The following is a 25,258-nucleotide window of genomic DNA, read 5'->3' on the forward strand; positions in this document are numbered from 1 at the left end:
GCGGCTTCCGCCGGTGCGGCCGGCGCTGCGTCGCCCGACGCCGTCGCCGGCGCGCTGGTGCCGCCCGAACCGCCGCGGAAATCGGTGACATACCAACCCGAACCCTTCAGCTGGAAGCCCGCCGCAGTGACCTGCTTGCGGAATGCATCCTTCCCGCATTCCGGGCACTGCGACAGCGGCGCATCGCTCATCTTCTGGAGCACGTCCTTCGCGAAACCACATGCTTCGCATCGATAGGCGTAGATCGGCATGATATTTTTCCCGCGGAAACTGGAAACAGCTTGCAAAACCTTGAATTATAGCCGAAACCCTGCCGCGCTCCGGCAATGGCCGCGACACCTGCGCATCAGCGACGGCGCCACGTGAGCCAGCGCTCGTGACCTTCGAACACGGGCAGCGAATCGGTCACCGGCAAATCCTCGATCAGTTCGAAGTGCGGCGTGAGCAGCGCATCGAGTTCGGCACGCTCGATCCCGAACGGCGGCCCCTTCGGTTTCGCCATCAGGAAAAAATAGCCGGCCAGCAATCCGTCCACCGGCAGCAGCTCGGCCATGCGTGCCGCGTAGCCGGCGCGCATGGCCGGCGGCAGCGCGCACAGGAACGCGCGCTCGTACACCCACTGCACGTCGAACGGCGGCCGGTACGAAAAGAAATCGGCCTGCTCGACGACTTCCGCGTGCACGCCGAGCTGCGCTTTCGCAACGGCCACTGCCTGCGCGGAGAAATCGATCGCACGCACGGGCCAGCCGGCCTGCGCGAGCCACCCGGCCTCCTGCGCACTGCCACAGCCGGGAATCAGCACCGCGCACGGCTCGAGCCGGTGCGCGAACACGCGAAACCCGTCGGGCACGCCACCGAATTCCCACGGCGTCACGCCACGCGCGAAACGTTCGTCCCAGAACGATGCGTTACCGGGATCGCGCGTCGCGAAATCGGCGGCTGCCGGTGTGGACGGTTGCTTCGGATCGGACATCGCCCTGCTCCTTTCGGTCATGTGCCGTACGCGAGCGCGAGCAGCACGCGCGCAACGAGCGCCCCGACGCCGACGGCGAGACCGAAGATCAGCAGCGCCTGCAGCAGCCGGTTCGTCCGCTTCTGCTCGACGAGAATCTGGCGCATCAGGTCCTCGCTCGCCGCGCGCGGCGCGTCGTGGCGCGCCGCCATCGCGTGGTGGATCAGGCGCGGCAGTTGCGGCAGCGTCTTGCTCCACTGCGGCGCCTCGACCTTGAAGCGCTCGTACCAGCCGCGCAGGCCGATCTGCTCGGTCATCCAGCGCTCGAGGTACGGCTTCGCGGTCTTCCACAGGTCGAGCTCGGGGTCGAGCGATCGACCGAGTCCCTCGACGTTCAGCATCGTCTTCTGCAGCAGCACGAGCTGCGGCTGGATCTCGACGTTGAAGCGGCGCGACGTCGAGAACAGGCGCATCAGCACCTGGCCGAGCGAGATGTCCTTCAGCGCACGATCGAAATACGGCTCGCACACCGCTCGGATCGCGCTTTCGAGCTCCTCGACGCGCGTCTCGGGCGGCACCCAGCCCGATTCGAGGTGGAGCGTCGCGACGCGGTGGTAGTCGCGCTTGAAGAACGCCAGGAAGTTCTGCGCGAGGTAGTTCTTGTCGAAATCGGACAGCGCGCCGACGATCCCGAAATCGAGCGCGATATAGCGTCCGAAGGTGTTCGGATCGAGGCTCACCTGGATGTTGCCCGGGTGCATGTCCGCATGGAAGAAGCCGTCGCGGAACACCTGCGTGAAGAAGATCTCGACGCCTTCGCGCGCGAGCTTCTTGATGTCGACACCGGCCGAGCGCAGCGTCTCGACCTGGCTGATCGGCACGCCGGTCATGCGCTCCATTACGAGCACCTGCGACGTCGAGAAATCCCAGAACATCTCGGGCACGAGCAGCAGGTCGAGGCCCGCGAAGTTGCGGCGCAGCTGGCTGCCGTTGGCGGCCTCGCGCATCAGGTCGAGCTCGTCGTGCAGGTACTTGTCGAACTCGGCAACGACTTCGCGCGGCTTCAGGCGCCGGCCGTCGGCCCACATGCGCTCGGTCCAGATCGCGATGTCGCGCATCAGCGCGAGGTCGGAATCGATTACGGACAGCATGTTCGGGCGCAGCACCTTGACGGCGACGGCCTTGCCCGCGTGCTGGCCCTGCTTGAGCTTCGCGAAATGCACCTGTGCGATCGACGCGCTCGCGACCGGCTCTCGCTCGAATTCGTCGAACAGCTCGTCGACCGGCGCACCGAGCGACTTCTCGATGATCCCGATCGCGACCGCGGAATCGAACGGCGGCACCTGGTCCTGCAGCTTCGCGAGTTCGTTCGCGAAATCGACCGACAGCAGGTCGCGGCGCGTCGACAGCACCTGGCCGAACTTGACGAAGATCGGGCCGAGGCTTTCGAGCGCATGGCGCAGCCGCACCGCAGGCGGATCGGAATAACGGCGGCCGATCGTCGTGATCCGCAGCAGCAGCTTCACGCGCCGGTCGTCGATCCGGGACAGCATCACTTCGTCGAGACCAAAGCGGATGACGGTGTAGACAATCTTGATGAAACGGAAAATGCGCATGCCCTGCGGCCCTCAGTGCGCGCCGCGCGGGCCGGAACCCGTGCGCGCGCCGATTTTTTGTTCGAGTCGCTCGACCCGCTTTTCGACCCGCGCGAGCGCATCGCGTGCGCGCGCCAGCTCGGCGTCGAAGCCGCCGAGCGACGCGCGGCGGACGACTTGCGGGTTCTCGTCGAGCCAGTATTCGGCTACGGAATCGAGCACGTTGCGACCGGTACGTCGCGCGCGCGCGCCGGCGTCGCGCACGACCGTCGCGATCCGGTAGGCCGCCGCGTCGCCGACCAGCTTCGCGAGATCTTCTTCAGGTTCCCAGCGCAGGTGCTCGGCCAGCTTCGCGATCTGCGTCGCGAACTCCGCATCGCCCTCGATCTTCACGTGCTTCATCACGGCCGCCTGGCCGCCCTGCAGGAACGCGGCGACCGTGTCGCCCGCGAGCGCGATCGACACGTCGACCTGTTGCGCATCGTGCGCGTCGACGGCCGACAGATAGCCGTCGGGCTGCACCAGCAGCGTGAGCGTAACGGGAGGCACGTCGATCCGGGCAGTCTTGCCCGCATACGGAATCAGGCGGTCGCGCGCCCACGATTCGCGGGCGAGCAGGTGATTGACGGCAGCAGCAAAAGGCTTGGCGGCAAAGGTCATCGGGCTGGGAAAGAAAAAACCCGCGCAGGCCGGGCGCCCACGCGGGTTTCTATTGTAACGTCGGATCGTCGGCAGGCCGTGCCTGACCGCACACCCGGGTGGCAAGCGGTCGCAGTACGACGGCCGTTGCCCGGGTGTCCGGCGGCGTGGCCGCCGGACACGCTCAGTGCGTGTTGATCTGCTGGATGCCCGCGAGCAGCCAGCCCTGACTGCCCGACTTCGACAGGTTCCACACCTCGTCGAACGGCGCGGCCGACGCATTCGCCGATTCGCGGATCAGGCCGTGGAAACGCACGCTCGCCGACTGCTCGATGCCGCGATCCTCGATCGCGACCAGTTCCGCGTCGAGCTGCACGACGTCGGTCTGGTTCGACTCGTTGCCGCGCGAATCGAGGTCGATCTTGATCTCGGCGAACATTTCGGGCGTCGTGAACTCGCGGATGTCGGCCAGGTTGCCCTGGTCCCACGCGGCCTGCAGGCGCACGAAATAAACCTTCGAGCTGCGCAGGAACGCTTCGGTGTCGAAGCCGGCCGGCACCTGGAGCGGTGCTGCCGCCGCCGCTGCCGCGCCTGTGGCCGCGGCACCGCCGCCGAACACGCCTTGCGCTTCGTTCGCGTAGCTGCTGCCGCTACCTGCATAGTTGCTGCCGGTACCGCCCTGCTGGAACGACGGGCTCTGCGAGTAGCCACCCGACGACGACGCCGAGCCGCCGACCGAGTATGCCGGCTCCTGCGGACGACGGCGGTTCATGAACTTGCGGATCAGCCAGATGCCGACCATCGCGAGCAGCGCGATCACGATGACGTTCGCCATCATGCTCGCGAATGCGCCGCCCAGGCCGAAGTGCGACAGCAGCGCCGCGATACCGAGACCGGCCGCGAGGCCGGCGATCGGCCCGAGCCAGCGCGAGCGGTTGGGCTGCGCGGCCGGCGCGGGCGCGGCCGGGTTCGCACGCTGCGCCTGCGACGGCGCGGCCTGCTGCATCGGCTGCTGCGCAGGCGGCGTAGCCTGGCGCTGCGTGACGGTGGAATTCTGGCGGCCGATGCTGCGCCCGCCGCCCATGCGCTTGGCTTCAGCGTCGAGCGATGCGAACGTGCCGGCCGTGAGCAGGCCGACCATCAGCAGCGTGCCGACTCGTCGAGCCCACGGCTTCGACGGCTTGCTACGGTTGAACAACGAACGCGTTTCGGACATCAGCTTCTCCAGATGTAAGACAAATGTATGGAAAGAGCCCCTTAGTACTTGGCTCCCATGTGTAAAGCTACCACGCCACCTGACAAATTGTAATATTTGACGGCATCGAGGCCCGCTTGTTCCATCATCGCCTTCAGCGTGTCCTGATCGGGGTGCATCCGGATAGATTCAGCAAGATACCGGTAACTTTCAGCATCTTTCGCGAACTTGTCGCCAAGCCACGGTAATACTTTGAAAGAATACAGATCGTACGCCTTTTTCAGCGGATCCCAGACTTTCGAGAATTCCAGCACCATCACGCGGCCGCCGGGCTTCGTCACGCGGCGCATCTCCGCCAGCGCGGCATCCTTGTGCGTCATGTTGCGCAGCCCGAACGCGACCGTGACCAGATCGAAGTAGTTGTCCGGAAAGGGAATTTTCTCCGCATCGCACAGCAGCGACGGCGTCACGATGCCCTTGTCGAGCAGCCGGTCGCGACCGACGCGCAGCATCGATTCGTTGATGTCCGTGTGCCAGACCTCGCCCGTCGGCCCGGCTGCCTTCGCGAACGCCTTGGTCAGGTCGCCGGTGCCGGCCGCGATGTCGAGCACCTTGAAGCCGGGACGCACGTTCGCCTGCGCGATCGTGAACGCCTTCCACGCGCGGTGCATGCCCGCCGACATCAGGTCGTTCATCAGATCGTAGTTGCTCGCGACCGAATGGAACACACCCGCCACTTTCTTCGCTTTTTCGTTTTCCTCGACGCTTTCGAAGCCGAAGTGGGTTTTGCTCATCGCGTTGATCCTCAGTAAATGGCAAGACGGCGCCGAGCGGGCGCCGTCGAATTTCAGTGGCAGTGGCCGTGCGACGCGGAGGCCGCCTGCATCGGGGCGTCGCGCTCGACGCCCGCCGCCTTCAGTTTGTCGAAATAGTCGCGCCACAGCGCGTCCTGCTGCGTGGCCAGTTCGTACAGCAGGTCCCACGAGTAGATGCCGGTCGAATGGCCGTCGGAAAACGTCGGCTGCAGCGCGTAGTTGCCGACGCCCTCGAGCGCGGTGATCGTCACCTCGCGCTTGCCGGTCTGCAGCGTCTCCTGGCCGGGCCCGTGGCCGCGCACCTCGGCGGACGGCGAATACACGCGCATCAGCTCGAACGGAATCCGGTAGCTTTCACCGTTCGGGTACTGCAATTCGAGCACGCGCGATACCGCGTGCACGACGACGCCGGACGGAATCGGCGTCGTGGAAGTCAAACCGCTCATGGCTGCCTCGAATCGGTCATGCGTTGAATTTCCTCGCGCACCGCATTGTGCAGCAGCGAGGCCTGCGCCGCGCGCGTGCGCAGCAGCGCCTCGGACACGCTGCGCTGGCGCGGCGCCCAGACGGGCTGCGGGAAGTGGGCATCGTTGGAAAAGCGCGGGATCACGTGCCAGTGCACGTGCGGCACCATGTTGCCGAGGCTCGCGAGATTCACCTTGTTCGGCTGCATCACACGGCGCACGGCCCGCTCGACCGCGTAGACCACGCGCATCAGGTGGGCCCGCTCGGGCTCGCCGAGATCGGAGAACTCGGCCACGTGCGTGCCCCAGATCACCCGGCAGAAGCCCGGATACTCGTGCTCGCCCGTCGCGAGGACGACGCGCAGCGCATCGTCCTGCCACAGCACCTCGCCACCGTCTTCACGGCAAAACACGCATTCCATCGTCGCTCCCATGTGGACGGGCGCCGGCATTGCCGCGCCGGCGCCCGCTCATCCCCAACCCGGTCGGGCGGTCGTCATGCCCGCATTAGACCAGCACGCGCTCGATCCCGCCATTGTTCGCACGTGCGACATAATCGGCCATCCAGTTCTCGCCGAGCACCTGGCGCGCGATTTCGACCACGATGTAGTCCGCTTCGAGGTTCGCATCCTCGCTGTAGCGCGACAGGCCCTGCAGGCACGACGGGCAGCTCGTCAGGATCTTCACGTCCGGGCCGTTCGCGGCCGCGGCGGCCGGCGCCGGCGCGTTGCCGGCCACGACCGGGATGCTGCGCAGCTTCGCGGCGCCCTTGCGGATCTCCTCTTCCTTGCGGAAGCGGACCTGCGTGGACACGTCCGGGCGCGTGACCGCGAGCGTGCCCGATTCGCCGCAGCAACGATCGTTCTTCTCGATCTTGTAGCCGTCCTTCTCCGCGCCCATCAGCTCGTTGACGAGCTTCACCGGGTCGATCGTCTTGATCGGCGTATGGCACGGGTCGTGATACATGTAGCGCGTGCCCGTCACGCCGTCGAGCTTCATCCCCTTCTCGAGCAGGAACTCGTGGATGTCGATGATCCGGCAGCCCGGGAAGATCTTGTCGAATTCGTAACCGGCGAGCTGGTCGTAGCAGGTGCCGCACGACACGACCACCGTCTTGATATCGAGGTAGTTGAGCGTGTTCGCGACCCGGTGGAACAACACGCGGTTGTCGGTGACGATCTTCTCGGCCTTGTCGTACTGGCCCGAGCCGCGCTGCGGATAACCGCAGCACAGGTAGCCCGGCGGCAGCACGGTCTGCACGCCCGCCTCCCACAGCATCGCCTGCGTCGCGAGGCCGACCTGCGAGAACAAACGCTCGGAGCCACAGCCCGGGAAGTAGAACACCGCTTCCGAATCGACGGTCGTCGACTTCGGGTTGCGGATGATCGGCACGATCTTGTTGTCCTCGATGTCGAGCAGCGCGCGTGCCGTCTTCTTCGGCAGGTTGCCCGGCATCTTCTTGTTGACGAAGTGGATCACCTGCTCAACGACGGGCGGCTTGCCGACCGTCGCCGGCGGGTGCTGCGTCTGCTTCTTCACGACGTTCTTCAGCATGTCGTTCGCGAAGCGCTGCACCTTGTAGCCGACGCCCATCATCACGCTGCGCGCGGCGTTGATCGTCTGCGGGTTGGTCGCGTTCAGGAAGAACATGCCCGCCGCATTGCCGGCGTTGAATTTCTTCTTGCCCATCTTGCGCAACAGGTTGCGCATGTTCATCGTGACGTCGCCGAAATCGATCTTCACCGGGCACGGGGTCGCGCACTTGTGGCACACCGTGCAGTGGTCGGCCACGTCGTTGAACTCGTCCCAGTGCTTGATCGACACGCCGCGGCGCGTCTGTTCCTCATACAGGAACGCCTCGACCAGCAGCGACGTCGCGAGGATCTTGTTGCGCGGGCTGTACAGCAGGTTCGCGCGCGGCACGTGCGTCGCGCACACCGGCTTACACTTGCCGCAGCGCAGGCAGTCCTTCACCGAATCGGCGATCGCGCCGATGTCGGACTGCTTCATGATCAGCGACTCGTATCCCATCAGCCCGAAGCTCGGCGTATAGGCGTTGCGCAGATCGGCGCCTTCGAGCAGCTTGCCCTTGTTGAAGCGGCCGTTCGGGTCGACACGCTGCTTGTACGCGCGGAATTCGGCGATCTCGTCGTCGGTCAGGAACTCGAGCTTCGTGATGCCGATGCCGTGCTCGCCGGAAATCACGCCGTCGAGCGAACGCGCGAGCGTCATGATGCGCGCGACCGCCGCGTGGGCGTCCTGCAGCATCTCGTAGTTGTCGGAGTTGACCGGCAGGTTGGTGTGGACGTTGCCGTCGCCCGCGTGCATGTGCAGCGCGACGAACACGCGGCCGCGCAGCACCTGCTTGTGGATCGCCTGCGCTTCGTCGAGGATCTGCTTGAACGCGCCGCCGTTGAAGATCGCGCGCAGCTCCGCGCGGATCTCCTGCTTCCACGAGATGCGCACCGTGCGGTCCTGCGTGACGTGGAACACGGTCGCGCCCGGCTGCTCGTCCGCGCGATCGGCGAACTTCTCGGCGAGCGCCTCGTAACCGAGCTGCACGAGGTAGTGCTGCGCCTCGCGCAGCGGCTGGTCGAGCCGGTCGCGCACGAACTCCCAGCGCGCGCGCACGCGCTTGAGCAGCTCCAGTGCCTGCTGGACGCGATCCTCGAGCAGTTCGGCGCTCGGGATCTCGTTCGCGTCGTCGGTCTTGCCGAGCGGCAGGTTGCCGGCGCGGAAAAACGCTTCCAGCGCGTCGACCAGCTGCAGCTTGTTCTTCAGCGACAGCTCGATGTTGATCCGCTCGATGCCGTCGGTGTACTCGCCCATCCGGTTCAGCGGGATCACGACGTCTTCGTTGATCTTGAATGCGTTCGTGTGCTTCGCGATCGCGGCCGTGCGGCTGCGGTCGAGCCAGAAGCGCTTGCGCGCCTCCGCGCTGATCGCGACGAAGCCTTCGCCGCTCTTGCCGTTCGCCATCCGGATCACTTCGGACGTCGCGTGCGCGACCGCGTCGGCGTCATCGCCGACGATGTCGCCGATCAGCACCATCTTGGGGAATGCGTTGCGCTTGCTCTTGGTCGCGTAGCCGACCGCACGCAGGTAGCGCTCGTCGAGGTGCTCGAGGCCCGCGAGGATCGCGCCGCCCTGCTTCGACGTCTCGAACAGGTAGTCCTTGATCTCGACGATGCTCGGGATCGCCTCGCGCGCCTGGCCGAAGAATTCCAGGCAGACGGTGCGCGTGTGCGCAGGCATCTTGTGCAGCACCCAGCGCGCGGACGTGATGAGCCCGTCGCAACCTTCCTTCTGCACGCCCGGCAGGCCGGCGAGGAACTTGTCGGTCACGTCCTTGCCGAGACCTTCCTTGCGGAACCGGCGGCCCTCGATCTCGAGCATCTCGCTCTTCAGCAGCTTCTCGCCCGGCGCATATGCGCCGTCGAACCACTTCAGCTCGAAACGCGCGACCGCGATGTCGTGGATCTTGCCCTGGTTGTGCTCGTGGCGCGTGACTTCGAGCCAGTTGCCGTCCGGGTCGACCATCCGCCACCAGGCCAGGTTGTCGAGCGCGGTGCCCCACAGCACGGCCTTCTTGCCGCCCGCGTTCATCGCGACGTTGCCGCCGATGCACGATGCGTCGAGCGAGGTCGGATCGACCGCGAACACGTAGCCGGCCGCTTCCGCGGCTTCCGTCACGCGGCGCGTGACGACGCCCGCGCCGGAGAAGATCGTCGGCACCTTGTGCGCGACGCCCGGCAGCTCGGTCAGCTCGACCGCGCCGAGCTGTTCGAGCTTCTCGGTGTTGATCACCGCGGAGAACGGCGTGAGCGGCACCGCGCCGCCCGTGTAGCCGGTGCCGCCGCCGCGCGGGATCACGGTCAGGCCGAGCTCGAAGCAGGCCTTGATGAGGCCGGCGATCTCGGCTTCGGTATCGGGGGTGAGCACGACGAACGGGTATTCGACCCGCCAGTCGGTCGCGTCGGTCACGTGCGACACGCGCGACAGCCCGTCGAAACGGATGTTGTCCTTCTGCGTGCAGCGGCCGAGCGCCTTGGTCGCGCGGCGGCGCAGGTCGGCCATCTTCTCGAATTCGTCGGCGAACTCGTCGACCGCGCGCTGCGCGGCGGTTTCGAGCATCTCGACGCGCGATGCGCGTTCACGGCCCGCGTCGTCGCGGTGCTCGGTGAGATCCGCGCTGCGGCGCTTGCCGATTTCGGTCAGCCGGTGGTTCAGCGCCTCGATCAGCAGCGCACGGCGCTTCGGGTTGTCGAGCAGGTCGTCCTGCAGGTACGGGTTGCGGCGCACGACCCAGATGTCGCCGAGCACCTCATACAGCATCCGTGCCGAGCGGCCCGTACGGCGCTCGGCACGCAGCTCGTCGAGCACCGACCACGCCTCTTCGCCGAGCAGGCGGATCACGATCTCGCGATCCGAGAAGGACGTGTAGTTGTAGGGAATCTCGCGCAACCGGGGCGCGGGGTCGGCGGCGACGGCGGCGGCCGCGCCATGCGGATCGAAAACTTGTGGTGCGTTCATGTTCGGACGACTCGGAGGGCCGATACACCGTGCACGGGCGTCGGCAAGCGCGTGGGCGCAATCTTGGGGAAATCTGTTCTGTTACCAGGCGCGCGGCTGTCCTTCATGGGGCCGGAGCGGGCGGCGATGCGCCCCTCCTGGCCGGCGACAGGGCCTGGCGGCACTCGATCATCGGCACGATCGCGCGCGGCGCGCATGCCGTTCCGCCGCGGGGCTGGCTGCGCGCGGCGTCGGCTTCAACGGTGCGATCCGAGGGTGCCTCTGCATCTTCCGAATCCTTGATTCAAAACGGAATTCTAACCCATGATCGGGCCACGCGTGACACGTCGGACAGGTCGTGGGGCTATCGCCGCGAGCCGCGCCAGGCCTGGCTCGGCGCGATTTCACGCGGCCATTCGCCGTCCGTCCGGTCGGTAACCACGCGGTTAAGCCGGCAAAAGAGGCCGCGCAACGTCGCCGATGCACCACCTGCACGGCCCCGCGAGCGTGCACCCGGCATGCCGCTTGCATACGGGCGGACCCTTGGCGCTATCATTGACCTTTTACCGTCTGCTACCGCACTGCACGCGAGCGCCCATGGCATCCCACGACTACCTGAAGAAAATCCTCACCGCGCGCGTCTACGACGTCGCGATCGAGACGGAACTCGAATCCGCCCGCAACCTGTCCGCCCGGCTGCGCAACGCCGTCTACCTCAAGCGCGAGGACAACCAGCCGGTGTTCTCGTTCAAGCTGCGCGGCGCGTACAACAAGATGGCGCACATTCCGGCGGACGCGCTCGCACGCGGCGTGATTACGGCATCGGCCGGCAACCATGCGCAGGGTGTCGCGTTCTCGGCGGCCCGGATGGGCGTCAAGGCGGTGATCGTCGTGCCCGTCACGACGCCGCAGGTGAAGGTCGATGCGGTGCGCGCGCACGGCGGCCCGAGCGTCGAGGTGATCCAGGCCGGGGAGTCGTACAGCGACGCGTATGCACACGCGGTCAAGGTGCAGGAGGAGCGCGGCCTCACGTTCGTCCATCCGTTCGACGATCCGTACGTGATCGCCGGCCAGGGCACGATCGCGATGGAGATCCTGCGCCAGCACCAGGGCCCGATCCATGCGATCTTCGTGCCGATCGGCGGCGGCGGGCTCGCGTCCGGCGTCGCGGCCTACGTGAAGGCGGTGCGACCGGAGATCAAGGTGATCGGCGTGCAGGCCGAGGATTCGTGCGCGATGGCGCAGTCGCTCGACGCAGGCAAGCGCGTCGAGCTGAGTGAGGTCGGCCTGTTCGCGGACGGTACCGCCGTGAAGCTGGTCGGCGAGGAAACCTTCCGGCTCTGCAGCGAATACCTCGACGGCGTCCTGACGGTGAACACCGACGCGCTGTGCGCGGCGATCAAGGACGTCTTCCAGGACACGCGCAGCGTGCTCGAGCCGTCCGGCGCGCTCGCGGTCGCGGGCGCGAAGCTCTACGCGGAACGCGAAGGCATCGAGAACCAGACGCTCGTCGCGGTCACGTCCGGCGCGAACATGAACTTCGACCGGATGCGCTTCGTCGCCGAGCGCGCGGAAGTGGGTGAAGCGCGCGAAGCCGTGTTCGCGGTCACGATCCCCGAGGAACGCGGCAGCTTCAAGCGGTTCTGCTCGCTCGTCGGCGACCGCAACGTCACCGAGTTCAACTACCGGATCGCCGATGCGCAGGCCGCGCACATCTTCGTCGGCGTGCAGATCAAGCGCCGCGGCGAATCGGCCGAGATCGCCGCGAACTTCGAATCGCACGGCTTCAAGTCCGTCGACCTGACGCACGACGAGCTGTCGAAGGAACACATCCGCTACATGGTGGGCGGCCGTTCGCCGCTCGCGCTCGATGAGCGCCTGTTCCGCTTCGAATTCCCGGAACGGCCGGGCGCGCTGATGAAGTTCCTGTCGTCGATGGCACCGGACTGGAACATCAGCCTGTTTCATTACCGCAACCAGGGCGCGGACTACAGCTCGATCCTCGTCGGGCTGCAGGTGCCGCAGGCCGATCGCGCCGAATTCGAACGCTTCCTCGCGGCACTCGGCTACCCGTATGTCGAGGAGAGCGCCAACCCGGCTTACCGCCTCTTCCTGTCGTAAAGGCGTCACGCATGAATCCCGAACATTCCCCGCTCGGCAAGGCCACCGCCTACGCGGCCCAGTACGACGCGTCGCTGCTGTTCCCGATCCCGCGCGCCGGCGCGCGCGAGCAGCTCGGCATCGCGTCGGCGCTGCCGTTCTTCGGCACCGACATCTGGAACGCCTACGAGCTGTCCTGGCTCAACGCGCGCGGCAAGCCGCAGATCGCGGTTGCGACCTTCTACGTGCCGGCCGAATCGCCGAACATCGTCGAATCGAAGTCGTTCAAGCTGTATCTCGGCTCGTTCGCGCAGACGAAGTTCGACTCGATCGACGCGGTGCGCGACACGCTGAAGCGCGACGTGTCGGCCGCGTGCGGTGCGAGCGTCGCCGTGCAGCTCGTGTCGCCGCACGATTTCGGCAAGCTCGAAATGGACGAACTCGACGGGCTGTCGCTCGACCGGCTCGACCTCGACACCGACGTGTACGAACCCGATCCGTCGCTGCTGTCGGCGGCCGTCGACGAAGCGCCGGTCGAGGAGACGCTCGTGTCCGACCTGCTGCGCTCGAACTGCCCGGTCACCGGCCAGCCCGACTGGGGCAGCGTGCAGATTCACTACGTCGGGCCGCAGATCGACCACGCGGGCCTGCTGCGCTACATCATCTCGTTCCGCAACCACACGGGCTTTCACGAGCAGTGCGTCGAGCGGATCTTCCTCGACATCCTGCATGCGTGCAAACCGGTGAAGCTCGCGGTGTATGCACGCTATACGCGCCGCGGCGGGCTCGACATCAACCCGTTCCGCACGAACTACAACCAGCCGATGCCGGACAACGCGCGCAACGCGCGGCAGTGACGGCGGCGGGTGGCCGCCGCGGTTTGTCGTTTGCCGTCTGCCTTTTGCCTTTTACCTTTTGCCGCCGGCGACGCGCGGCCGCCACCCCAAATACAACAGCCCGACCGGAATCAACCGGCCGGGCTGTTTTTCATTGTGCGGGAAGCACGTGAATGCGCCGGGCCCGTTCTGGAGGGGCTCGCCGTTGCGGCGTTACTTCGCCGGCGCCTTGTACGCGATGCAGTCGACCTCGACCTTGCAGTCGATGACCATGCTCGACTGCACGCACGCGCGTGCCGGCGGATGCTCGCCGAAGTACGACACGAACACCTTGTTGAACGACGCGAAATCGCGTGCGTCGTCGAGCCACACGCCGCAGCGCACGACGTGCTCGAGGCCGTAGCCGGCTTCCTTCAGGATCGCGATCACGTTCTCGATCGTCTGCTTCGACTGCGTGACGATCCCGCCTTCGACGACCTCGCCGTTCACCATCGGCGTCTGGCCCGACACGTACAGCCAGCCGTCGGCCTCGACCGCGCGTGCGAACGGCATCACCTGGCCGCCCGTCCCCTTCGCTTCGCCTACGCCATATCGCTTCATCGTTTCACTCCTTGTTTGTCGACCGCCTCGACGCTTCAGCGCCGGCGCCGGTCCCATGCAACGCACGGTTGCGGATGCGCACGCCGACGATGGCGCGCGCGGCAGATCGGAACAACAACCGCGTTCAGAACGCGGTGTCGGCACTCGCCGGCACGCGCTCGCCGCGTGCGACGAAGCCGCCGGCGCGCTCGCCGGTCGGCTGGCCGTTCTCGTAGGTCAGCACGCCGTTCACCCACACGGCGTCGATTCCGTGCGCGGGCTGCTGCGGCTTCTCGAACGTCGCGGCGTCGATCACGCGCGCCGGGTCGAACAGCACGAGGTCGGCGTGGTAGCCCACATGCACCTCGCCGCGCCGCGCGATGCCGTAGCGGCGCGCGGACAGCGACGTCATCTTGCGGATCGCCTCCTCGAGCGGCAGCAGGTTCGTGTCGCGCACGTAATGGCCGAGCACGCGCGGGAACGCGCCCCACAGCCGCGGGTGCGGCAGCGGATCGTTCGGCAGGCCGTCGGAGCCCACCATCGTCGCCGGGTGCGACAGGATCCGGCGCACGTCCTCCTCGGACATGTTGTGGTACACGGCGCCCGCCGGGCGGATGCGCTGCGCGGCTTCCTGCTCGGTCACGCCCCAGTCGGCCGCGATCGCCTTCAGCAGCTTGCCCGCCACTTCCGGGTGCGGCTCCGACCAGGTGATCGTGATGTCGATGTCGCCCGTCACCTGCTTCAGGTCGAGCGTCGACGAGCTGCGGCTGTACGGATAGCAGTCGCAGCCGACCGGCTGGTAGCGGCGCGCGCCTTCGAGCGACGCGAGCACTTCGGTGCTGCGCCCCCAGTTCGACGGGCCCGCGCACTTCAGGTGCGAGATCACGACCGGCACGCGCGCATGGCGGCCGACCTGGTACGCCTCTTCCATCGCATCGAGGATCGCGTCGAATTCGGTGCGCATGTGCGTCGTGTACAACGCGCCGGCATTCGCGAGAGGCTCGGCGAGCGCCATCACCTCTTCGGTCGGCGCCGCGAACGCGGAGCCGTATGCGAGGCCCGACGACAGGCCGAGCGCGCCGTTCGCGAGCGCCTCCTCGAGCTGCGCGCGCATCCCGGCGATCTCGCCGTCGGTCGCCGCGCGGTCGAGGCGGTCCATCTGGTTGTTGCGCAGCGCCGTGTGACCGACGAGCGCCGCGACGTTCACGGCCGGACGCGCGTCGTTCACGGCCGCGACGTAGTCGGCGAAGGTCGGGTACTGGAACGCGCCGCGCTCGCCGAGCAGGTTCATCGGATCGGGCGGATCGCCCGCGAGCGTCACCGGCGACGCGCTGATCCCGCAGTTGCCGACGATCACGGTCGTCACGCCCTGCGAGATCTTCGGCACCATCTGCGGCGCGCGGATCACGTGCGTGTCGTCGTGCGTGTGCACGTCGACGAAGCCCGGCGCGAGCGCGCGGCCGTTCGCATCGACGACGGTTTCGGCGAGCCAGTTCGACAGGTTGCCGATCGCCGCGATCACGCCGTTGCGGATCGCGACGTCGCGCGTGACGGGCGGCGCGCCGGTACCGTCGTAAAGCTGCGCGCCGACGATCAGCGTATCGGCGGCTTCGGGATGCGAATGCATGGTCAGTCTCCTACCGGTTGACGGTCTCCGCCGCCGCGGTGCGCATCGAGCGCGTGCTTGATGCGACGCAGCGATTCCCGGCCCGCATCGCCGAGCCGCAACGCGACTCCGGTGACGAGCACGTCGATCGCCATCATCATCGCGTAACGCGATGTCGACGGCTTGTAAATGAAATCGGTTTCGAACGCGACGACCGGGATCAGGTGGTCGGCCAGCTTCGCGAGCGGCGAGGCCGGCGCGGTGATCGCGATCAGCTTCGCGCCGTAGCGCTTCGCGAGCCGGCAGCTCTCGAGCAGCTCGGGCACGCGCCCGCTCACCGACAGCGCCACGACGACGGTGTCGCGCGACAGCGTCGCGGCCACCATCCGCTGCAGCAGGCTGTCCTGGTAGCTCGCGACCGGCCGGCCGAAGCGCACGAGCCGGAAACGCAGCTCGTCGGCGAGCGCGGTCGAGCCGCCGCCCTGCCCGTACACATAGGTCATCTTCGCGCCGGCGAGCAGGTCGGCGGCTTCCTCGAACGACGTATTGCGCAGCAACTGGTGGTTGTGCGCGAGCGCCACGCGGATCTCGTCGTAGACCATCGACGCGGGGCTCGTATCGTCGGCCGGCGCGTCGTCGGACGGCACGAGGAAACGCTGGCCGACCGCCGCCGCCTGCGCGACCAGCACCTTCAGTTCGCGCACGTCGCGGCAGCCGACGGCCTTCGCGAAACGCGTGACCGTCGCGACACTGACCTCCGCGTCGCGCGCGAGCGCGCCGATGCTCGCATGTGCGGCGCGCGCGAGATCGGCGAGGATGAACGCGGCGACCTTGCGCTCGGCTTCGCGCAGCTCGGGCGCGCATTCGGCGATCCGCGCGACGATGTCGAGGACCGGCGGGGCGGCCGGTGCCGGATAGGGCTCGGCCGCGTGCGAAGCGGACGGGTTGGCGGGCGTATTCATCTGCGGAAAAGGGTGCGAAGCTCGATGTTACTAAATAACATCACCGCGCAGATGCTACTTTCTGTACCATCTGCGTGTCAACTTCAGTGCAATGCATAGTGATGATGGAGCGGGATGACATGAAAGTTACAAACTATCAGGAAGCGACGATCGATCCGTTCGGCAAGGGCCTCGGCAATCTGCCGAGCGCGAGCGTGCCGCTCGGCGACGCGGGCCGCCTCGAGTGGAACCTGCTCGCGGAAGACGTCAGCCTGCCGGCCGCCGTGCTTTACGAGGATCGCATCGAACACAACCTGAACTGGATGCAGGCATTCGTCCAGAAGTACGGCGTCAAGTTTGCGCCGCACGGCAAGACGACGATGGCGCCGCAACTGTTCCGCCGCCAGCTCGACGCCGGCGCGTGGGGCATCACGCTCGCGACCGCGCACCAGACGCAGGCCGCGTATCACGGCGGCGTGCGGCGCGTGCTGCTCGCGAACCAGCTGGTCGGCCGCCAGAACATGACGATCATCGCGGGGCTGCTGTCCGATCCCGATTTCGAATTCTTCTGCCTCGTCGATTCCGCGGAGAGCGTCGACCAGCTCGGCCGCTTCTTCGGCGCACTGAAGAAGCCGCTGAACGTGCTGCTCGAGCTCGGCGTGCCGGGCGGCCGCGCGGGCGTGCGCGATGCCGCGCAGCGCGAGGCCGTGCTCGCCGCGATCGCGCGCTATCCGGACACGCTGAAGCTGGCCGGCATCGAACTCTACGAAGGCGTGCTGAAGGAGGAAGGCGAGATCCGCACGTTCCTGCAGGAAGCGGTCGCGCTCACGCGCGAACTGGCCGAGGCCGGCCGCTTCGCGCGTACGCCGGCGATCCTGTCCGGCGCCGGTTCGGCGTGGTACGACGTGGTCGCGGAAGAATTCGCGAAAGCGTCCGACGCGGGCTTCGCGGAAGTCGTGCTGCGTCCGGGCTGCTACCTGACGCACGATGTCGGCATCTACAAGAAGGCGCAGACCGACGTGTTCGCGCGCAACCCGATCGCACGCACGATGGGCGAAGGGCTGCTGCCCGCGCTTCAGTTGTGGGCCTACGTGCAGTCGGTGCCCGAGGCCGACCGGGCGATCGTCGCGCTCGGCAAGCGCGACGCGGCGTTCGACGCGGGGCTGCCGGAGCCGGCGCGCCACTTCCGCCCGGGCCGCGACACCGCCCCGCGCGACGTCGTCGCCGCCGAAGGCTGGGCCGTCACCGGTATGATGGACCAGCACGCGTACCTGCAGATCCCGCCGGGCGCGGACGTGAAGGTCGGCGACATGGTCGCGTTCGACATCTCGCACCCGTGCCTGACGTTCGACAAGTGGCGCCAGGTGCTCGTGCTCGATCCGCAGTTCCGCGTGACGGAAGTCGTCGAAACCTTCTTCTGACGCACGTCGCGCACACCGCCCCGCCGCGCGCGCGGGGCGGCCGTCACGCGCGCTTCAAGCGGCCGGAGTACACTGCGCTTTCGTCCTCGGGGCCCCGGGCGGGCATGGCAATCGTCTGCCGCGGCGGGCCCTCAACGCAGCTCCACTGGAGAAAGCCATGGCCGCGAAGAAGATCCTGTTCCTGACCGGCGATTTCGCCGAAGACTACGAAACGATGGTGCCGTTCCAGGCGCTGCAGGCGGTCGGCCACCACGTCGATGCAGTCTGCCCGGGCAAGCGCGCGGGCGACAAGATCAAGACCGCGATCCACGATTTCGAAGGCGACCAGACCTACACCGAGAAGCCCGGCCACCAGTTCACGCTGAACGCGGCATTCGACGACGTCGACGCCTCGCGCTACGACGCGCTCGCGATCGCGGGCGGCCGTGCCCCCGAATACCTGCGACTCGATCCGAAGGTGATCTCGCTCGTGCGCGAGTTCGCCGAAGCCGGCAAGCCGATCGCCGCGATCTGCCACGCGGCGCAACTGCTCGCGGCCGCCGACGTGATCCGCGGCAAGCGCATCTCGGCCTACCCGGCCTGCGCGCCCGAGGTGAAGCTCGCGGGCGGCGAATATGCGGACATTCCGGTCGATGCGGCCGTGACCGACGCGCCGTTCGTCACCGCGCCCGCGTGGCCCGCGCATCCGGCCTGGCTCGCGCAGTTCCTCGCGCTGCTGGGCACGCGCATCGAGCTTTGAACCCGCAGGGAAGCGAAATGAGATGAAGTGCCGGGCCGGCGCGGCGCATTCACGCCGGCCTGCGCCGCCCTGCCCCGTGCTTCAACGCGCGGCCGGCGTCGAGCCGACGTCCGCGATCCGCGACTCCAGCATCGCCAGCGCGCCCGACAGCGCATTCAGCACGTCGTCCGGCAATTGCGCCATCGTCTGTTCGAGAAACGCCTTGCGGCGCGGCAGGCATGCGTCGAACGCGGCGCGGCCGGCGTCCGTTAGCGTCACGTTGGTCACGCGATTGTCGCGTGCGTCGGATTCGCGCTCGATCCAGCCGAGCGCGTCGAGCGACTTCAACTGGCGCGTGAGTGCGCCCGGATCGATGCGCAGCACTTCGACGAGCTTCTTCTGCGACGAATGGCCGCCCATCGTGTGCAACGCGACCATGATGCGCCAGCGCGGCATCGGTTGCCCGACGTGCGTCTCGAATGCGGTCATGAACGCGCGATACGTCCGTCCGAATTGCTGCAAGATCGCGACGCGGTCCTGTTCTTCCATGCGCTCAGTTCTACTCGTTCAATCGTTCAATCGGCCGCGACATGCGGTTCGATCTTGCGCCGCAGCGCGATCGGCGGCACGCGGCGGCACTGCCACACCGACACCACGGCGACGACGGCCGCCATCGCGACACCCACGTGAATCGCGCCGACGAGCGATTCGCGGGCCGCTTCCAGCAGCAGCGCGCCATTATGCCCGGCACGGGTCAGCTCCGCGACAAGGCCGCCCTGCGCGGCGCGATCGATCAGGATCTGCGGATCGGCGAGCTGCGCGTGCCACTGCATCGCGTGATCGGCCGACAGCGCATCGCGCACGCCGCCCGAGTACATCTGGTTGACGAGCGTGCCGGTCAGCGCGGTGCCGATCATCCCGCCGACCATCCGCAGCGACTGCAGCAGCGCCGTGGCGATGCCGAGGTGCTCGCGGCCGGCCGTCTGCTGCGCGAATACGGTGAGGTTCGGCAGCACGAAGCCGAGCCCGATGCCGCCCGCGACCATCAGCGCCATCAGCAGCCATTTCGGCGTCGTGTGGGTCGACACGACGACGCCCGCGCAGGTGATCGCGAACAGCACGAAGCCGACGTGCAGCATCGCATTCGGATTGCGGATGCGCGTGACGACACGGCCGTTCATGATGCTGCCGATCGTGATGAACACGACGAGCGGCGTGATCACGAGCCCCGCCTCCTTCGGCGACATCCCGAAGCCGCCCTGGAACAGCAGCGGCGCGTAGAACAGCAGCGAGAACATCGAGAAGCCGGCGAGGATCGCCAGCACGAAGAGCGCCGACAGCGCGCGGTTGCCGAACATGTCGAACGGCAGGATCGGCTGCGCGCAGCGCTTCTCCCAGTGCCACAGGCCGAAACCGGCCGCGACCGCGACGACGAGCAGGAGCGACGCCCAGCTCGCGACGCCGTACTTCGGCAGCCATTCGACGAACAGTTGCAGCGCGCCGAGCGACAGCGCGATCAGCAGCGCGCCCGGCCAGTCGAGCCGCATCTTGCGATCGTGCTCGACGTGGCGCAGGTGCGGCAGGTAACGCCACACGAACAGCAGCGACAGCAGGCCGATCGGCAGGTTCACGTAGAACACCGAGCGCCAGCCGAACGACTGGGTCAGCACGCCGCCGAGCGACGGGCCGACCGCGTTCGCAATGCCGAACGCGGAGCTCATCAGCACCTGCCAGCGCAACCGCACGACGGAATCGGGGAACAGGTCGGGGATGCACGCGAACGCGGTGCCGACCAGCATCCCGCCGCCGATCCCCTGCAGCCCGCGCGCGAGCACGAGCATCAGCATGTCGTTCGCCATTCCGCACAGCACGGACGCGCCGGTGAACACGACGATCGACACGATGACGAACGGCTTGCGCCCGTAATAGTCGCCGAGCCGGCCGAAGATCGGCACCGTGATCACGGAACTGAGCAGGTACGAGGTCGCGACCCACGCGTACAGGTCGAACCCCCGAAGCTCGGCGACGATGGTCGGCAACGCGGTGCCGACGACGGTCTGGTCGAGCGCGACGAGCATGGTGACGAACGAGATCCCGATCATCGCCAGCAGCGATTCGCGGAACGGCAGGACTTGCCCGCTCGAATGGTGGGCGGCTGTATGGACGGCCATTTTTTGTTGGCGCAACTTTTGACGAGTCAAACAATTTCGAAATTCTAGCATGCGGGAGTAATCTAGGCTGGCGACGGTCAAACCGTTCCAGACCGCCAAGGAGAAAGATGGAACCGATTTCAATCCCCCCCGCCACCACGCTGTCGCAGGACGATCGGGACGCGCTGTGGCGCGCGAAGCAGGTGCTGGAAAGCCCGTCGCTGACGATGAAGCTGACGGGCATGCTGGGCGCACCGGTCGAGAAAATGATCGCCCGGCTGCCGGATTTCGCGACCGGCAAGATCAACGACGCGACGCAGCTCGCGCTGCGCAAGTGCCTGAACATCGCGCTGCGCACGCTCGGCAAGCCGCCCGCGCCGGACGCCGAGCCCGACAAGCCGAGCAACCTGCTGCACAAGCTCGCGGTCGCGACGACCGGCGCGGCGGGCGGCGCGTTCGGCTTTCTCGCGCTGCCGGTCGAGCTGCCGGTGACGACGACGCTGATCTTCCGCTCCGTGTGCGACATCGCGCGCAGCGAGGGTGAAGACCTGGGCTCGGTCGATACGCAGCTGCAATGCCTGGCCGTGCTCGGCATGGGCGGCAACCCGGACAAGCAGGAAGAGGACGCCGATCTCGGTTATTTCGTGCTGCGCGGCGCGCTCGCGCAGGCGATCTCGAAGGCGTCGTCCGACATCACGACGAAGGGCATCGCCGCGCACAGCTCGGCGGCCGTGTTCAAGCTCGTGCAGACGGTGGCGTCGCGCTTCTCGGTGCAGGTGACCGAGCAGATGGCCGCGAAGTCGATTCCGGCGATCGGCGCCGTGCTCGGCGCGACCGTCAATACGCTGTTCATCGACCACTTCCAGCAGATGGCGCACGGCCACTTCACCGTCCGCCGGCTCGAGCGCAAGTACGGCCCGGCGGCCGTCAAGGCCGCCTATCAGGCAATCGACGTCTCGCCGGCGCGCTGAACCGCGCGCTCGACCGCGACGCGACGCAGGAACGCGGCCGCACGGTCGAGCGCGTCGCGTGCTTCCGGCACCATCGGCACGTACAGCTGCCACACGTGCGGCATGTCCGGCCACACCTCGATCTCCACCGCCACCCCGGCGGCCTTCGCCTTCTCGGCGACGCGGCGCGAATCGTCGAGCAGCACCTCGGTGCTGCCGACCTGGATATACAGCGGCGGCAGGCCCGCGAAATCCGCATAGAGCGGCGACGCGTACGGATTCGTCCCCGGCTCGTCGCCGAGGTACAGCTTCGCGGCCTTCGGCAGCGCCGCGCCCGCGAACATCGGATCGGCGCCGTCGTTCGTGCGCAGCGTGGCGCCGGTGGCGGCCAGGTCGGTCCATGGCGAGAACAGGATCGCGCCGGCCGGCAGCGGCTCGCCGCGATCGCGCAGCGCGACGAGCGTCGCGAGCGCGAGGCCGCCGCCCGCCGAATCGCCGCCGAACACGATCGACTCGGGCGGCGTGCCGAGCGCCAGCAGCTGCCGGTACGCGGCCAGCGCGTCGTCGAGCGCGGCCGGGAAACGGTTTTCGGGCGCAAGCCGGTAGTCGAGCGAGAACGAGCGCACGCCCGCGCGCTTCGTCAGGCCGAACACCAGCGGCCGATGGGTCTTCGTCGAACAGAAGTAATAGCCGCCGCCATGGAAGTACAGCAGCGTGCGGCCCGGCCCGCGCCTCGCGCCCGCGTCGGTGCGTTCGAGCCATTCGCCGCGCAGCGGCGCGTCGCCCGCGCCGTAGCACTGGCGCAACCGGTAGCCCGACGGCGCGCGGCGCGGCACCATCATCCGCAAGTCGGTAAAGCGCCGTGCGCGGGCGGGATCGAGCACCTCGCGCGTGGTCTCGGGACGGAACTGCCAACGCAGCAGCCAGCAGGCGAACTTGCTTTGCCAACTCATCGGACGCACTCCGTATTCGCAGTGTGACGATGGTACGTGCGATCGTTCCCGCACCGCTCGACAGGTGCCTCCATATCAAACGCCGGCGCTCAGTTCGCCGGCATCACCTGGCCGCGGATCTCGCCGGCCGGGTGCTCCTTCGTATGGACGTTGAAATACCACTTGCCGCCCATCAGGTCGGTGACCTGTGCGTCGGTGAGTGCCTTCGAACCCTTGATCGGGCTCGCCAGCTCGTCCTTTGGAATCGGCACCTGCACGCCCGCGTTCTGGCCGACCGGCGCGGGCCCGTGGAAATGCGCGGCGGTGGCCGGGCCGGTGAGGTGTTCGTAACGGACCGTCCACTGCAGCATGTGCGTTGCCGTGTCGTAGGTGGCCTCGACATCGCCCGAGCCCTTGGTCGCCGTCGGGGGCACCTCGCTCGACGGCTGGAGATTGGCGGACAGGCGCACCGTTTCGGCGGCGGCGGTGCCGGCGGCCAGCACACCCGCGAGTAACGCGACCTGGAGCAAACGCAGCTTGAGCATGGACTCTCCTTGTACGACGTTGTACGCCGACCGAACGGCGGCGCCACACATGATGGTAGTCGATCGCCGCCGATCCGGGAGCCCGCCGAACGGCCATGCCGCAAAACGCCGCAGCGCGCTCGGCAGGCCAGTCTGCCTCCGGCTGGAAGGGACCTTTGCAGCCTGATGGCTGAATCCGCGTGCGGCCTTTCGCTACACTTCATCTCACAGTTGCTTGTTTCCTTCGTCCGAAGGAGTCTGCGAGTATTCACGCGGCCACCCGGCCGCGTTTTTTTTGCCCGCCGCCGGATTCGGGACCTGCCGCATCGAGCCTCACGAAGCGATCACGCCGCCCCGCGTCACGCCCGATAGCCGGGATCGATGCGATCGACGATACGCTGCAGTGCGTCGAACGCATCCTGCCCCGCGCCATGCTTCGGATCGAAATTCAGCGAATCGCGCACGCACCCTTCGAGCACGGGCGGCGCGATCGCCAGTGCGTCGCCGATCGCATGCGTGGCGACCTGCACCTCGCACGCGCGATTGAGCAGCCACATCAGCGAGAACGTCTGCGCGAGCGTCGCGCCGATCGTCACGGGCCCATGGTTGCGCAACAGCAGCACGGGCCGCCCGCCCGCGCTCTCGACGATGCGCCGCCCCTCCTCCAGATGCACGGTGATGCCCTCGAAGTCGTGATACGCGATCTTCCCGTACAGTTGCGCCGAATAGAAATTCGAGAACGACAGCCCGTCGCGCGAACAGCACACGGCCATCGTCGGCGTCGTGTGCACGTGCATCACGCAGTGCGCATCGGGCAGCGCCGCATGGATCGCACTGTGGAACGTGAAGCCGGCCGGATTGATCGGCCAGTCGGAATGACCGATCACGTTGCCGTCGATGTCGATCTTCACGAGGTTCGACGCGCACACCTCGCGGTAATGGAGTCCGAACGGGTTGATCAGGAAGTGCCCGTCCTCGCCCGGCACGCGCAGCGAGATATGGTTGTAGATCAGCTCGGTCCAGCCGAGATGGTCAAAGATGCGGTAAGCCGCCGCGAGCTGCACGCGCGCCTGCCATTCGGCTTCGGAGAAACGGGCGGGACGCGTGAACGGCTGGTTCGGGACACGTTGCATGGGGGGAACTCCGGTTGCGGATGTGCGCGGCGCGGGCCGCCCGGCGGCGCCGGCCGGCGCGCCACACTCGTTGCGCGCACAACCATATCACCTTTGCCCGCGCACCGGAAACGCGGGTTTAGCCGGAGCGCTTCCGTCCCCTAAAGCTGGTCGTCGACCGGCAGCAGCATGAAGACGCCGGTCATCAGGTTGCGCAGCAGCCCCGCGTGCGGATCGACGTGATAGACGGCCGGCTTGCCGTCGTCCGTGCCCGTCCATTCGAGTTCGGGCGTGCTGCCGCCCGCCGGCGTCACGAGGCTCACGCGGTAGCTTTCGTCCGGCTGCGCCGCGCGCGCGAAGATCTGCGCGACCTGCTCGGCGAGCGCCGGGCTATGGATTACCAGCGCCAGTTCGGTGTTCAGGTGCGCGGAACGCGGATCGAGGTTCATCGAGCCGATCACGAGGATCTTCCGGTCGATCACGTACGCCTTCGCGTGCAGGCTCGCGCGCGAACGCGACCCGAACAGGCGCGGACGCTGGCGACCCGGCTGCGCCTTGAACTCGTACAGCTCGACGCCGTGCTGCAGCAGCGGCACCCGGTACGGCCCGTAGCCGGCCTGCACGGCGACCGCGTCGGTCGCGGCGAGCGAATTGGTCAGGATCGCGACGCGCACGCCGCGCGCGGTCGTGTCGCCGAGGATCTTCACGCCCGCGTCGTGCGGCACGAAATACGGCGAGAACGCGAGGAATTCCCGCTGCGCGCCGCGCGTCAGCTCGACGAGGCGCTGCATCGGCGGGCTCACGTACGCGTCGGTCGGCTGCGCGACCTTGTCGGGCGCGTCGACCTTGAACTCCGCCGGCGCCCACACGAGCCCGAGCTCGTCGCGCGCGATCTGCTGCGCGAGCGGCGTCGCGTTCAGCGGCTTCGCGTTGTACGGATCGGCATTCTTGCGCCAGTGGTCGCGCAGCTCGTCGCGCATTGCGTCGAGCTCCTTCGGATCGAACGACTGATGATTCAGCACGCGCAGCGGATAGCTGCTCGCGCTCGACCAGTAGGTGTCGAAGCTCGCCGAGACGTCGTTCGTCACGGGCCCCGCGGCGAGCACGTCGAGATCGCGGAACTGCAGCGTCGGGCTCGCGCTGAAGTATTCGTCGCCGAGGTTGCGGCCGCCGACGATCGCGATCCGGTTGTCCGCGATCATCGCCTTGTTGTGCAT

Annotated in this window: 23 protein-coding genes; 5 read left to right on the forward strand and 18 right to left on the reverse strand. The window is 67.4% G+C overall.

Going from position 1 to position 25,258, the window contains the following annotated elements; genetic code table 11:
• The 9 genes from L810_RS26165 to L810_RS26205 form a co-directional block, all read right to left on the reverse strand.
• Nucleotides 1–251: FmdB family zinc ribbon protein (locus L810_RS26165; protein ID WP_042976248.1), on the reverse strand; the 251-nt coding region annotated here is incomplete at its 3' end.
• A 95-nt stretch (nucleotides 252–346) separates the two neighbouring features.
• Nucleotides 347–973 (reverse strand): methyltransferase domain-containing protein, encoded by a 627-nt coding sequence (locus tag L810_RS26170; protein ID WP_021161318.1) that lies wholly within the window; start codon nucleotides 971–973, stop codon nucleotides 347–349.
• Nucleotides 974–990: 17 nt separating this feature from the next.
• A complete protein-coding gene (gene ubiB / locus L810_RS26175) occupies nucleotides 991–2,568 on the reverse strand; it encodes a ubiquinone biosynthesis regulatory protein kinase UbiB (RefSeq protein WP_021161319.1) in 1,578 nt (525 codons plus the stop codon).
• A gap of 12 nt (nucleotides 2,569–2,580) precedes the next feature.
• The gene (locus L810_RS26180; protein ID WP_006487883.1) at nucleotides 2,581–3,207 is read right to left on the reverse strand and encodes a ubiquinone biosynthesis accessory factor UbiJ; all 627 of its coding nucleotides are present in this window, start codon (nucleotides 3,205–3,207) and stop codon (nucleotides 2,581–2,583) included.
• Nucleotides 3,208–3,370: 163 nt separating this feature from the next.
• Nucleotides 3,371–4,402, reverse strand: a complete 1,032-nt coding sequence (locus L810_RS26185) for a Tim44 domain-containing protein (protein WP_021161321.1) — start codon at nucleotides 4,400–4,402, stop codon at nucleotides 3,371–3,373.
• Between the two features lie 41 nt (nucleotides 4,403–4,443).
• Entirely contained in the window at nucleotides 4,444–5,175 is a 732-nt protein-coding gene (gene ubiE, locus L810_RS26190; protein WP_021161322.1) for a bifunctional demethylmenaquinone methyltransferase/2-methoxy-6-polyprenyl-1,4-benzoquinol methylase UbiE, read from the reverse strand.
• 53 nt (nucleotides 5,176–5,228) lie between these two features.
• Nucleotides 5,229–5,642 (reverse strand): gamma-butyrobetaine hydroxylase-like domain-containing protein, encoded by a 414-nt coding sequence (locus tag L810_RS26195; protein ID WP_021161323.1) that lies wholly within the window; start codon nucleotides 5,640–5,642, stop codon nucleotides 5,229–5,231.
• The gene (locus L810_RS26200) at nucleotides 5,639–6,082 is read right to left on the reverse strand and encodes an HIT family protein (RefSeq protein WP_021161324.1); all 444 of its coding nucleotides are present in this window, start codon (nucleotides 6,080–6,082) and stop codon (nucleotides 5,639–5,641) included. Before L810_RS26200 ends, L810_RS26195 begins: the two co-directional genes overlap by 4 nt.
• 85 nt (nucleotides 6,083–6,167) lie before the next feature.
• Nucleotides 6,168–10,193, reverse strand: a complete 4,026-nt coding sequence (locus tag L810_RS26205) for a DUF3683 domain-containing protein (protein ID WP_021161325.1) — start codon at nucleotides 10,191–10,193, stop codon at nucleotides 6,168–6,170.
• A gap of 576 nt (nucleotides 10,194–10,769) precedes the next feature.
• On the opposite strand from L810_RS26205, the gene ilvA reads away from it, so the two are divergent.
• Nucleotides 10,770–12,293, forward strand: coding sequence for a threonine ammonia-lyase, biosynthetic (ilvA, locus tag L810_RS26210; RefSeq protein WP_021161327.1), 1,524 nt, complete (start codon nucleotides 10,770–10,772; stop codon nucleotides 12,291–12,293).
• An 11-nt stretch (nucleotides 12,294–12,304) separates the two neighbouring features.
• Nucleotides 12,305–13,129: an NADPH-dependent 7-cyano-7-deazaguanine reductase QueF gene (gene queF / locus L810_RS26215; RefSeq protein WP_021161328.1), complete on the forward strand. Its 825-nt coding sequence runs from the start codon at nucleotides 12,305–12,307 to the stop codon at nucleotides 13,127–13,129.
• Between the two features lie 192 nt (nucleotides 13,130–13,321).
• Here queF and L810_RS26220 read toward each other — a convergent pair whose 3' ends face one another.
• From L810_RS26220 to L810_RS26230, 3 genes are all read right to left on the reverse strand, one after another.
• Nucleotides 13,322–13,708, reverse strand: coding sequence for a RidA family protein (locus tag L810_RS26220; RefSeq protein WP_006751946.1), 387 nt, complete (start codon nucleotides 13,706–13,708; stop codon nucleotides 13,322–13,324).
• Between the two features lie 124 nt (nucleotides 13,709–13,832).
• On the reverse strand, nucleotides 13,833–15,314 hold the full coding sequence (locus L810_RS26225; RefSeq protein WP_021161329.1) for an N-acyl-D-amino-acid deacylase family protein: 1,482 nt from the start codon (nucleotides 15,312–15,314) through the stop codon (nucleotides 13,833–13,835).
• 2 nt (nucleotides 15,315–15,316) lie between these two features.
• A complete protein-coding gene (locus L810_RS26230) occupies nucleotides 15,317–16,255 on the reverse strand; it encodes a MurR/RpiR family transcriptional regulator (RefSeq protein WP_021161330.1) in 939 nt (312 codons plus the stop codon).
• Nucleotides 16,256–16,374: 119 nt separating this feature from the next.
• Here L810_RS26230 and L810_RS26235 point away from each other — a divergent pair, with 119 nt between their 5' ends.
• Both L810_RS26235 and L810_RS26240 read left to right on the forward strand, forming a co-directional pair.
• Nucleotides 16,375–17,655, forward strand: a complete 1,281-nt coding sequence (locus tag L810_RS26235) for an amino acid deaminase (RefSeq protein WP_027789142.1) — start codon at nucleotides 16,375–16,377, stop codon at nucleotides 17,653–17,655.
• Nucleotides 17,656–17,812: 157 nt separating this feature from the next.
• Nucleotides 17,813–18,394: a DJ-1/PfpI family protein gene (locus L810_RS26240; RefSeq protein WP_021161332.1), complete on the forward strand. Its 582-nt coding sequence runs from the start codon at nucleotides 17,813–17,815 to the stop codon at nucleotides 18,392–18,394.
• 81 nt (nucleotides 18,395–18,475) lie between these two features.
• On the opposite strand, the gene L810_RS26245 is transcribed toward L810_RS26240, so the two are convergent.
• Together L810_RS26245 and L810_RS26250 are read right to left on the reverse strand one after the other, a co-directional pair.
• On the reverse strand, nucleotides 18,476–18,922 hold the full coding sequence (locus L810_RS26245) for a MarR family winged helix-turn-helix transcriptional regulator (protein WP_021161333.1): 447 nt from the start codon (nucleotides 18,920–18,922) through the stop codon (nucleotides 18,476–18,478).
• Nucleotides 18,923–18,948: 26 nt separating this feature from the next.
• A complete protein-coding gene (locus L810_RS26250) occupies nucleotides 18,949–20,544 on the reverse strand; it encodes an MDR family MFS transporter (protein ID WP_021161334.1) in 1,596 nt (531 codons plus the stop codon).
• Nucleotides 20,545–20,651: 107 nt separating this feature from the next.
• On the opposite strand from L810_RS26250, the gene L810_RS26255 reads away from it, so the two are divergent.
• Nucleotides 20,652–21,494, forward strand: coding sequence for an EcsC family protein (locus L810_RS26255; RefSeq protein WP_021161335.1), 843 nt, complete (start codon nucleotides 20,652–20,654; stop codon nucleotides 21,492–21,494).
• Here L810_RS26255 and L810_RS26260 read toward each other — a convergent pair.
• The 4 genes from L810_RS26260 to L810_RS26275 all read right to left on the reverse strand — a co-directional run.
• Nucleotides 21,464–22,426, reverse strand: a complete 963-nt coding sequence (locus L810_RS26260; protein ID WP_021161336.1) for an alpha/beta hydrolase — start codon at nucleotides 22,424–22,426, stop codon at nucleotides 21,464–21,466. The genes L810_RS26255 and L810_RS26260 overlap by 31 nt on opposite strands.
• Nucleotides 22,427–22,515: 89 nt before the next feature.
• Complete coding sequence (locus L810_RS26265; RefSeq protein ID WP_021161337.1) at nucleotides 22,516–22,950, reverse strand: CHRD domain-containing protein; 435 nt, start codon at nucleotides 22,948–22,950, stop codon at nucleotides 22,516–22,518.
• 338 nt (nucleotides 22,951–23,288) lie between these two features.
• On the reverse strand, nucleotides 23,289–24,062 hold the full coding sequence (locus tag L810_RS26270; protein ID WP_021161338.1) for a class II aldolase/adducin family protein: 774 nt from the start codon (nucleotides 24,060–24,062) through the stop codon (nucleotides 23,289–23,291).
• 140 nt (nucleotides 24,063–24,202) lie between these two features.
• Nucleotides 24,203–25,258, reverse strand: a 1,056-nt coding sequence (locus tag L810_RS26275; protein WP_021161339.1) for a phospholipase D-like domain-containing protein, incomplete at its 5' end; no start/stop codon positions are given.

This window comes from Burkholderia sp. AU4i (assembly GCF_000466765.1).
GTDB classification, from domain to species: Bacteria; Pseudomonadota; Gammaproteobacteria; order Burkholderiales; family Burkholderiaceae; genus Burkholderia; species Burkholderia cepacia.